This window comes from Thalassotalea marina, assembly GCF_014656435.1.
GTDB lineage: Bacteria > Pseudomonadota > Gammaproteobacteria > Enterobacterales > Alteromonadaceae > Thalassotalea_C > Thalassotalea_C marina.
Window position 1 is genome coordinate 103,013 of sequence record NZ_BNCK01000002.1, and the last position, 10,924, is coordinate 113,936.

A 10,924-nucleotide genomic window follows, 5' to 3' on the forward strand; every position below is an offset into this window, starting at 1 on the left:
AAATATCATATGCTGATAACTATACTTGTGGCATTGAGTGATCAGATGGCGGCACGCGGCTTTACCTTGATAGAACTAGTGATAGTGATTGTTGTGATTGGCATATTGGCCATTGTCGCTATTCCCAAGTTTGTCTCATTACAGCTAGATGCGAAAAATGCCACATTAACGGGTTTAAAAAGCGGTATCGAAAGCAGTAGAACACTGATTTATAACAAGGCCTTAGCAAAAGACTTACACCAAGAACAAAACGCATCTGTTTTGGTTGATGGTAAACTTGTGCCAATATCATACGGCTATCCATTATCTGATATTACATTGTGGCAGGATGGCTATTTTCGATTGGATGTGAACTATTTTAAGCACAGTAAGTCGTCAGACAATCTAGCCATGTTGTTCTATTTTAAAGAACGTTCACCCCAACCAACAACAATCAATGATAGCTGCATTGTGCATTACTTTGCCGCTACCAGTAGCTCGCCTGCTGTCGTTGGTTTCAACCAATGTTTGGAGTAGGGCGATGAGTTATCGGCACATTAAAGGTTTTACCATGATAGAGCTAGTTGTGGTGATCATTATATTGGCAATACTATCAGCGACTGTAATTCCACGTTGGTTTAGTTCTCGCGGTTTTGAAGAGTATACCTACAAAGACGAATTGATAGTGACCTTACGAGCGGTGCAACTTAAAGCCATGCAACAAGCGTTTGATTTGTGTAAATCATTAATAATTGAAAATAAACGTATTGGCTTATTAAAAGACAGAGCCTCTGGCATTGATAGTTGTCACCCCAATATATTAGCTGACCAAGATATATATGGGGCGGGCGTTGATGGACACACCAGTGTTATTGTCGATGATGCTCATCAAATCAGTTTTTCACCTAACACTACAACACCTTGGTATCTGCGCTTTAACGCTATGGGACAACCAATAGCTACCGGTTGTTCTGCACCTTGTGATGTTTCCATCGAGATTAACAATGACGCAACCACAGATGAGCCAAAAATAACCGTAAAAGTGAATGCGCAAGGATACATTTATGCTGAACAAAATTAATGGCTTTACCTTAATTGAAACTATTGTCGGCATTGTTGTACTCAGTATCGCTTTTGCGGTATTAACTTCTTTAATTGCACCAGCAAATAAGCAAAGTGCCGACTTGGTACAGCAAGTTAAAGCGTCAGAAATAGCCCAGTCATTGTTGAGTGAAATTCAAAATAGAGCATTTGACGACCGTTCTGATATGTCAGGCGGTATCGAGCGGTGCCAACTTGACTGCAGCTCGAACATGGGAAGTGAGTCAGGAGAGTCAAATCGTTCGCAATATGATGATGTTGATGACTACAACGGCTTTGAACAAACGATTGATGGCTACCAAGTTTTAGTGACTGTCGGTAATGACAGTGATTTAGACGGTAATACCTTGGAAGCTGGTGATACAGATGACAACAGATACACAGCTAAATTGATCACGGTAACGGTTAAAACACCACTTGAAGCGACTTTTGTCTTTGCTACTTACAGGAGTAATTTTTGATGGTGAAAAGCGGTAAAAAGCGACATGTAAAAGGCTTTACTCTGATTGAAATGGTCACTGTGATTATTATTTTAGGCATCGTTGCGGTTGGTGCCACTAGTTTTATGCAATACAGCACACGTATGTATTTAGATGCAAAGGAACGTGATCAACTCATATCAGGCGCGCGCTTCGTGTTAGAGCGATTAAAGCGGGAAATTCGTCACGCTGCACCTAATTCGTTAAAGTTAGAAACCATCAGTGGCAACCAATGTTTAAGTTTTTATCCTATTGTCGCGGTCGCTGCGTATATCGATATTCCTGTTGAGCCAGAAGCCGCAAGAAGTAGCGTTACCATTAAAAATTTTGATGGTTATGACGACCGATTTTTAGACGCTACACATGCTGTAGTTTATGGCCTTAATGCTAGTGACTATGATAATGACAGTGGTAAGAAGTTTCGTATTAAACAAAGCGGCGGTATTAATGATTTAAATACCAGTTTAACAATTTGGCAGCTAAATCTAGAAACGGAATCACTTGGTTTAGTGCAATTTACAGCAGATTCACCAACCAGGCGCATGTATTTTATTAATACACAAACTACATTTTGTTTTGTTGGCACGACCTTAACTCGTAATGGTATTACGTTAGCTGATAAATTGGCGGTTAATATTAACACTTCTATGCCTACTTCTAGTGTGGAAGTCATTGAAACCAGTTTACAGCGTAATGGTTTGGTAAGGTTTATGCTAAATTTTGTTAATGAAGCAAATGATGAACCTATTTCAATAACGTCAGAAATTCAGGTGCCTAATGTTCCTTAAAGATAAGTACAGTAAACACCGAGGCAGTTCGTTAGTTATCGCTATTTTTATTATCATTGTGTTAAGTTTATTAGGCGTCGCACTGGTTAGAATGAATAGCACAAGTGCGCAAAGTGTTGTTTATGAAGTTGTGGGGACACGTGCATTCCAAGCGGCGCAAAGTGGTATGCAACTACACTTGCAAAAACTGTTTCCATTAAGCGGAAGTGGCAGTGCTGAATGTCGTGACAACCTTCCGGTAATCTCTTTTAACCATATAAATGGGTTAGAAGGGTGCCAGGCAGCAATTACCTGTTTAAATAAAACTGATTATTATCTTGTGACCAGCCAAGGGAGTTGTACTGTCGGCGCTAGGCCTTGGCGTATTCAAGTGGCTAGAGAAATAGAAGTACAAGCTCAGGATATAAAGTAGCGCTATATTTATTGTAATTTTCATTATGCAATATCTAGTAACTAAGATTGACATAGGCAAAGTAGAAGTGACATATGAAAACTAAAATTGTCTTAACATTTTTGCTGATGGTAATTAGCACATCGATGCTTTATGCCAACCAATGTAGTGACTTTTTCCCTGGTCCCAGACCAATCGCCGGTTTAGGAAGTATTGATGTCGAAATAGAAGACAGCGTAAGGTGTAATGGCTCATCAAATTGTGCATTAGTAGCAATAAACAACAAACGAAGCCCTACTTTGCCTAGCAACACCGTAAATTTGGGAACGTTTTATCTTAACTCTGTTCAGGATTATTCTTATAACGCTTATCGCTCCTGGCACAGCAGTGTTAACTCTGTGTCAGTGGTAAGTGGCACTGCCGTGCTCTATTTCAATGCTCAAGGCAATGAAATAGAAATTCCAGAAAATGCACGTATTAACGTGGGGGGAGATCCAAGTAGTTTATTGATTGTTGTATACAATGGTTCTTTAGAAATAGGTGAAGGCGCGATCATTAATGCTTATATTTATGCTGACACGGAAGAGGTCGAGATTGAAGAAAATGTGACCATTAATGGTGGCTTAACTGTTACTTCAGGTGAACTAGAAATTGATGAAGATGTAACACTGAACTTTGAAGCGTCTAATAGCAGTTTTAACCCACATGACTTTTGTGAGTTCGCTACAACGCCAACAATACCCGATAGTGGTCCCTCCTGTTCGGCAGTTTTTCCAGGACCTACAACATTTAGTGCCAAAGGCTCTACGTCTATTGGCAAAAATACCCGTTGTAACGGTGGAACTTGTTCTCCAATAAATAACTTTACCGTACCTTCTAATCCTGGAGTGTCGCCTTCAGGCTCATTTAGAGCAACTAATATTAGCGATGGAGTTTACGAACATATTAGCTGGGGGCTGTCAAAAGGGGCTGTTGTTCGTTTTTCGGGAAGTGGTACAGCAGTATTGTATTTTGCTGGCAGTGTCTCTATACCCAAAGAGACGAGAATCAATGCGGGGGGAGCACCTTCTAATGTAATGATTATTGCAGCAGGCAGTATTTCGATAGCTAAAGATTCTGTGATAAATGCTCATATTTATGCTGGAGGTTCAATATCGATAGATAAAGATAACTATATAACTGGATCTGTTTCAGCCAGTGGTTCTTTATCTGTAGATAAAGACGGTGTTTTTGTATACAACAGCGGTGATGCAGATAATATCACCGGACATGGCTTTTGTGGCGGTGCAGTTGCGCCAGCAGTTGATCACTACTTAATTACCCATGATGGCCATGGTTTAACTTGTGCATCAGAACAAATTACCATTCAAGCATGCACCAATAGTTTTGGTACAAGTTGTACAGAGTCGACAGACGCAGTATCGCTTAATTTAGTCGCCACAGGAGCCAGTGGGCATAGTGTAACAATTCCTGTTAATTTTTCCGGTAACACATCAGTCGACCTCAAATATACCGTGCCTGAAATAGCGACGTTATCTATCAATAATGCTGGCGTAGCAGCAGCTAATGGTTATCGATGTAATAACGGCAATGTTAGTGATTGTAATCTTAAATTTGATAACGCTGGATTTACCATCTCAGGATTTAACATGGTTAATGGCAGTCCAATGGAAGTAGCAGGTGCAGCTATGGGCAGTCCAAATGTTAATATTCAAGCGGTAAAAGATGATGGCACAGGTGCATGCCAGCCATACTTCACTGGCGCTGGACAAAGAGATATTGGATTTGCCGTACAAGTACCTAGTGGCAGTTTAAAATACACTATTGATGGTCAAGAAATTAGCACGCTTGGCAATGGTTATACCTCGATACCACTTTCTTTTAATGCTCAATCCTTTGCTGAGTTACCAACCAATATATATTACGATGCGACAGACATTGTTTTACATGCAACACATACAATTCCAGCAACACTTGAAAACCCTGCTGTTACTTTAACTGGCTCACAAGGTTTATACGTTAGACCTGACAAATTTATTATTGAAGCTAATTCAGGTGGTAACTCCCTCGACAGTGCAGATCATACAGGGAGTAATATTCATGCAGCCGGTAAACCTTTTGATTTAACTATAACGGCGGTAAACGCTCAGGATACGCAAACGCCAAGCTTTACTCGGCAAATTGGCCTTGCTCTTGAGCGAATTGGACCACTTGACCCCGTGGGAGCAGCTGGCTCAACCCGTGAAGGAGATTTAGTTGCCTTCAATGGCATTGCCCTGAGAAGTCAGGTTGGTGCTTTTGTTGTTTCAGACTCCTTTCCAAAAACATACGAAATGACGGGCGGAAAATACACTAGCTCAGGCAATAGTGCTGAAGCAACGTACAGTGAAGTAGGGGTTGTAAAACTCTATGTTAAAGATAATACATCTGGATCTGTGGCTTTTGGTAAGCAGATTATTGGGCGGTTTACCCCTGACCATTTTACGCTAGATCTAAAGTCCATGCCTTTGGTGACGGAGGTAAAAAATGCTTGCGGTGATATGACCTATATGTCGCAACCAATGTTAGAACTAGGTTACCGAGTGATTGCGGAAAACGGCTTTAATACCCCCGGAATAACCAAAAATTATGTTGGAGATTATATTAAATCAACCGTGACCCTCGTTGCAGAAAATAACCAAGATAATATTAATCGTAACGCACCTACAGAACGGCTAATTGGCTTTGACGGTGGCTGGTCTCAAGGCGAGTACAAGAGTGTGGTTGATAACATTGGCATGTTTACTCGAAAAGCGAGTGAAGTGGACGGCCCCTTTGATCAAATGCGCTTTGGCATCAAAGTTGTTGATTCAGATGGCGTTGCGCTAAAAAGCCTTGATATGTTGACCGAGGTGGGCACACCTACTGCAAAAGCTTTTAGTACAACAGATAGCAAAATTCGTTTTGGCCGCTGGGTGATTGAAAATGCCTATGGCCCTGAAACGTCAGTGTTGCCAGTTAATATGCAAGTGGAGTTTTGGGATGGCACCACTTGGCAGACAAATGAATTAGATAACTGTACCGCGTTGATCGAAATCAGTTCTCCAACAGGAAGAAAATCAGGAGCGATTTACAGTGGTGGATTAGCTGATGGCGAATATCGTCTAGTTGAACTGAATAGTTTTAATTATGGCAACACTAAGGGCGCAACCATTCGTACCAATACTCAGTTTGATCAAGGTAGGCTTGTTAACAAGGTTATATTTGATGCTGCTGGCGAGAATAATACCCCAAAGCTCAAGTTTGAATACCAAGTCCCAGAATGGCTGCAATATGATTGGCAAGGGAACTCTAATTTTACTGACAACCCAATAAGTGAGTTGCAATTTGGTTTATTTCGCGGCAATGACCGCATAATTTCTTGGCGTGAAGTAGGCAATTAACGACTTTTTAACTAAATACCGAAAAAAATGTAAAAAAACTGCCATTTTTTTCGGTTTCGGGCATCACATCTTGTAAAGTCTGGGTTATGATTAGCGGCAATTAGAAAAAAAATCGCTTTATGCTACAACAATATTTGTTGTCGTCAGGTAGCAAGGACATAGAGACCACATGTTTAAAAAATTACGCGGTATGTTTTCCAATGATCTATCAATCGATTTGGGAACAGCCAACACCCTTATTTATGTCAAAGAACAAGGCATTGTACTTAACGAACCTTCAGTAGTTGCTATTCGTCAAGATCGCTCAGGCGGTTCAAAAAGTGTTGCTGCAGTAGGTACAGCAGCAAAACAAATGCTAGGTCGTACACCTGGCAATATCGAAGCGATTCGTCCGATGAAAGATGGTGTTATCGCGAACTTCTTCGTCACGGAAAAAATGTTGCAATACTTTATCAAACAAGTGCACAGCAACAACTTCTTACGCCCAAGTCCTCGTGTTTTAGTTTGTGTTCCTTGTGGTTCTACACAAGTTGAACGCCGTGCTATCCGTGAATCTGCATTAGGTGCTGGTGCGCGTGAAGTGTATCTTATTGATGAGCCTATGGCTGCGGCTATTGGTGCTGGCATGCCAGTATCTGAAGCGACAGGTTCTATGGTGGTTGATATCGGTGGTGGTACTACAGAAGTTGGTATTATTTCATTAAACGGTGTCGTGTACTCTTCTTCAGTTCGTATCGGTGGTGATAAGTTTGACGACGCAATTATCAACTACGTTCGCAGAAACTTCGGTAGCTTAATTGGTGAAGCGACAGCTGAACGAATCAAACATGAAATTGGTTCGGCTTACCCTGGTGAAGAGCTGGTGGAAATTGAAGTTCGTGGTCGAAACCTTGCTGAAGGTGTTCCTCGCAGTTTTACTTTAAATAGCAACGAAATTTTAGAAGCATTGCAAGAGCCATTAACGGGTATTGTTAGCGCGATTATGGTGGCACTTGAGCAATCTCCACCAGAACTAGCGTCTGATATTTCAGAGCGTGGCATGGTATTAACTGGCGGTGGCGCTTTATTAAAAGACTTAGATCGCTTATTAATGGAAGAAACGGGTATTCCAGTTGTTGTTGCTGATGATCCACTAACCTGTGTAGCGCGTGGTGGCGGTAAAGCCCTTGAGATGATAGACATGCACGGTGGAGATCTTTTCGCCTACGAATAACCCTTGGTGATAACTTGAGCCAATGTTTAGCCTTGGTTTCAAGTTATCTAAAACTAGGAATTTTATGTTGTTTACCCTGAGAAGCTAATTCTCGATGAATCCTATTTTTAAACATGGACCTTCTGCACAGCACCGACTCGTTTTGGTGCTGTTTTGTTCTGCGCTTTTAATATTTTTTGACCATAAAATGAATAGCTTTGAGTTTATTCGCGGCTATTTGCAATCTATGGTCAGTCCGTTGCAGTATATTGCTTCTACACCTAAACAAGCGATCGATTGGGCGGTGGAAAATATTGCGACTCGTCGCCAGTTGATTGAAGAAAACCAACAGCTAAAATCTAACGAACTGATTTTTAAAGAACAGGCTATGCAGCTTGAAATTATCAAGCAAGAAAATGAGCGGCTTCGCGCTTTGCTCGCTTCACCTGTACGCAAAGATGCCAAAAAAATGGTCGCTGAGATCATCTCAGTTGATACCGATCCCTATTCACACCAGGTAGTGATAAACCGTGGGGCTAACGATGGAATATTTGAAGGCCAACCCGTTATCGCCGAAAAAGGTATTGTTGGCCAAGTATTGCATGTGGGGACCATTTCTAGCCGCGTGATTTTAATTACTGATGTGACTCAATCTATTCCTGTGCGAATCAAACGCAACGGTGTAAGGTTATTAGCAAATGGCACCGGAACAATTGATCGCTTAACTCATAACTTTGTTCCTCATACAACAGACATTAAAGAAGGTGATCTGTTAGTGACTTCAGGCTTGGGTGGAAAGTTTCCAGAAGGCTATCCAGTTGCAGAAGTAAGAGCGGTGCGTACAGACGAATCAAGACCTTTTGCTCAAGTACAAAGTAAACCAACCGCAGATATCGATCGCTTACGTTATATGTTGTTGTTGTGGCCAGAAAAGCCTACGTCAATTTTCTCGTCTAAAGAAGATTTAGCAGAGCCTGAAGGAGATAATAATGCTGGCTCATAATGGCATAATGATCATATTCACTTTGTTAGTGGCGTTAGTGGCGACCATAATGCCATTGCCGTTAAGTGTTGATGCGTTTCGCCCTGACTGGGTGCTCGTTGTGTTACTTTATTGGAGTTTGGCGCTGCCAAGCAGAGTCAATGTTATTACTGCTTGGTTTATGGGGTTTTTACTTGATGTATTACTAGGCTCTATTTTAGGTATCCACGCCGCAGCGATGGCGCTGTGTGTTTACATCGTTGTAGGGAATTTTCAGAAAATTAGAAACTTTTCCCTTTGGCAACAAGCGCTTATTGTTGGTGTGGTATCAGCGTTGTACCATCTATTAGTATTTTGGTCACAACGTTTGCTGACAGACGTAGTGTTTTTACCTAGTTATTTATATCCTGTACTGACAACCATTGTATTGTGGCCATGGGCATTTTTATTGCTTAGAAAAATTCGTCGACATTTTAGTATTAAATAAACGGAGCTGTTATGACTCAATCTTGCCGTTTAGTATTGGCTTCTCAATCACCTAGAAGAAAGCAGTTTTTAGTTGATATGGGCTACGATTTCACTTGTTTAAGCCCTGATATCGATGAGTCAGTGATGGCAAATGAATCTCCTGCTTCATACGTAGAGCGCCTTGCCGTAGAAAAAGCCCGTTGTATCGCTATCAACCAAGAGCAAAATATTACGGTACTTGGTTCAGATACTTGTGTCGCCTTTGATGGGCATATCTTAGGAAAACCTGAAAGTTTTGCACAATGCCAAGAGTATTTATCTATGCTATCGGGCAACGAACATTTAGTGCATACGGCAATTGCAGTAGTAAAAGGAACATTAAGTAAAAGCTTAGTTGTTTCAACCAAAGTGCAATTTGATACACTCACAGAACAAGATATTGTCCAGTATTGGCAATCAGGTGAACCGCAAGATAAAGCTGGTGCATATGGCATTCAGGGTATTGGAGGCCAATTTGTTAAATCGATAATTGGCAGCTATTCTGCCGTAGTAGGGCTACCTTTGGTCGAAACTAAACATTTATTGGCAGAATTTGGTGTTCATCATCATTTAAACGTCTAAATACAAAACAGGGAAATACCATGAGTGGTGAATTGCTGATTAATGTGACACCTAGCGAGACACGCGTCGCGTTAATTGAAAATGGTGTTTTGCAAGAAGTTCACGTCGAAAGAGAGGCAAAACGTGGGTTAGTGGGTAATATTTACTTAGGTAAAGTTATCCGAGTGCTGCCCGGCATGCAGGCTGCGTTTGTCGATATTAATTTAGATAAAGCCGCTTTTTTACATGCCTCTGATATCAACTCCAAACTGATTTTAAATGAAGAGCAATCCTCAGAACAAGTGCCAGATATTCGAAGTTTGGTGCATGAAGGACAATACATAGTTGTTCAAGTGGTTAAAGACCCATTGGGGACCAAAGGAGCTCGACTCACTACCGATATAACTATTGCAGCTCGTTATTTAGTACTAATGCCAAATGCGAACCACGCTGGCATTTCTCAACGCATTGAGGATATAGAAGAGCGCAAGCGATTACGAGATATTGTTCAGCCTTATTGTGAAGATGATCATGGCTTTATCGTGCGTACTGCCGCGGAAGGCGCAGGCGACGAAGAGCTAAGACATGACGCTGAGTTTTTATGTCGTGTATGGGCTAAGGTACTTGAACGTAAACAGCGTAAACAAACCAAGGTTGCCATTTATCAAGATTTATCACTTGCCTTTAGGGTGATCCGAGACTTTGTTGGTGTGTCATTAGAGCGCATTCGTGTTGATTCCAAACTGACCTTTGACCAGCTAGGTGAGTTCACACAAGAGTTTGTCCCTGAATTGACTCCTGTCTTGGAATATTACCCTGGTGAACGTCCTATTTTTGACTTATTTGATGTTGAAAATGAAATTCAGCGCGCTTTACATCGAAAAATTGAATTAAAATCTGGTGGCTATTTGATCATCGATCAGACCGAGGCTATGACCACCATAGACATTAATACTGGGGCTTTTGTTGGACATAGGAATTTAGAAGAAACGATTTTTAACACCAACATTGAAGCAACTCAGGCAATTGCCCGTCAGCTTAGGTTAAGGAACTTAGGTGGTATAATCATTGTCGACTTTATAGATATGACTAATGAAGATCACAAACATAGAGTATTACATAGCTTAGATTCGGCAATGTCTAAAGACAAAGTTAAATACAGTATTAGTGGGTTTTCTGCTCTAGGCTTGGTGGAAATGACACGTAAACGCACGCGCGAAAGCTTAGAACATATTTTATGTGACGAATGTGCCGTGTGTAATGGTAGAGGTCATTTAAAAACGGTTGAAACGGTTTGTTTTGAAATTTTACGAGAAATTGTTCGTGTAAACCGTGCTTATGATGCCGATAAATTTATTGTTTATGCATCACCAGCAGTGAGTGAGTCATTAGTTAATGATGAATATCATAATTTAGCTGAGCTCGAAGTGTTTATTGGCAAGCAAATTAAAGTTCAGACAGAAAGCTTGTATAATCAAGAACAGTTCGACGTAGTTATGATGTAATCGATCATTAGATTAAA

11 protein-coding genes are annotated in these 10,924 nt (G+C 40.9%); all 11 read left to right on the forward strand.

Going from position 1 to position 10,924, the window contains the following annotated elements:
• The first annotated feature begins 9 nt into the window (after positions 1 to 9).
• The 11 genes from IE199_RS03820 to rng all read left to right on the forward strand — a co-directional run bounded on the left by IE199_RS03820 (position 10) and on the right by rng (position 10,907).
• Positions 10 to 516, forward strand: coding sequence for a prepilin-type N-terminal cleavage/methylation domain-containing protein (locus IE199_RS03820; RefSeq protein WP_189767427.1), 507 nt, complete (start codon positions 10 to 12; stop codon positions 514 to 516).
• A 4-nt stretch (positions 517 to 520) separates the two neighbouring features.
• Positions 521 to 1,060 (forward strand): type II secretion system protein, encoded by a 540-nt coding sequence (locus IE199_RS03825; protein ID WP_189767429.1) that lies wholly within the window; start codon positions 521 to 523, stop codon positions 1,058 to 1,060.
• Positions 1,044 to 1,541, forward strand: coding sequence for a type IV pilus modification PilV family protein (locus IE199_RS03830; protein WP_189767431.1), 498 nt, complete (start codon positions 1,044 to 1,046; stop codon positions 1,539 to 1,541). Before IE199_RS03825 ends, IE199_RS03830 begins: the two co-directional genes overlap by 17 nt.
• Complete coding sequence (locus IE199_RS03835; RefSeq protein WP_229854564.1) at positions 1,541 to 2,347, forward strand: PulJ/GspJ family protein; 807 nt, start codon at positions 1,541 to 1,543, stop codon at positions 2,345 to 2,347. The genes IE199_RS03830 and IE199_RS03835 overlap by 1 nt, the downstream gene beginning before the upstream one ends.
• Positions 2,337 to 2,759: a pilus assembly PilX N-terminal domain-containing protein gene (locus IE199_RS03840; protein ID WP_189767435.1), complete on the forward strand. Its 423-nt coding sequence runs from the start codon at positions 2,337 to 2,339 to the stop codon at positions 2,757 to 2,759. Before IE199_RS03835 ends, IE199_RS03840 begins: the two co-directional genes overlap by 11 nt.
• Before the next feature lie 74 nt (positions 2,760 to 2,833).
• Positions 2,834 to 6,160 (forward strand): DUF6701 domain-containing protein, encoded by a 3,327-nt coding sequence (locus IE199_RS03845; RefSeq protein ID WP_189767437.1) that lies wholly within the window; start codon positions 2,834 to 2,836, stop codon positions 6,158 to 6,160.
• Positions 6,161 to 6,329: 169 nt separating this feature from the next.
• Positions 6,330 to 7,373, forward strand: a complete 1,044-nt coding sequence (locus IE199_RS03850) for a rod shape-determining protein (protein ID WP_189767439.1) — start codon at positions 6,330 to 6,332, stop codon at positions 7,371 to 7,373.
• A gap of 94 nt (positions 7,374 to 7,467) precedes the next feature.
• The gene (mreC, locus tag IE199_RS03855; RefSeq protein WP_189767441.1) at positions 7,468 to 8,355 is read left to right on the forward strand and encodes a rod shape-determining protein MreC; all 888 of its coding nucleotides are present in this window, start codon (positions 7,468 to 7,470) and stop codon (positions 8,353 to 8,355) included.
• Positions 8,342 to 8,821 (forward strand): rod shape-determining protein MreD, encoded by a 480-nt coding sequence (mreD, locus tag IE199_RS03860; RefSeq protein ID WP_189767443.1) that lies wholly within the window; start codon positions 8,342 to 8,344, stop codon positions 8,819 to 8,821. Before mreC ends, mreD begins: the two co-directional genes overlap by 14 nt.
• Positions 8,822 to 8,832: 11 nt before the next feature.
• Complete coding sequence (locus IE199_RS03865; RefSeq protein ID WP_189767445.1) at positions 8,833 to 9,423, forward strand: Maf family protein; 591 nt, start codon at positions 8,833 to 8,835, stop codon at positions 9,421 to 9,423.
• Between the two features lie 20 nt (positions 9,424 to 9,443).
• Complete coding sequence (rng, locus tag IE199_RS03870; protein ID WP_189767447.1) at positions 9,444 to 10,907, forward strand: ribonuclease G; 1,464 nt, start codon at positions 9,444 to 9,446, stop codon at positions 10,905 to 10,907.
• The last annotated feature ends 17 nt before the right edge of the window (positions 10,908 to 10,924 follow it).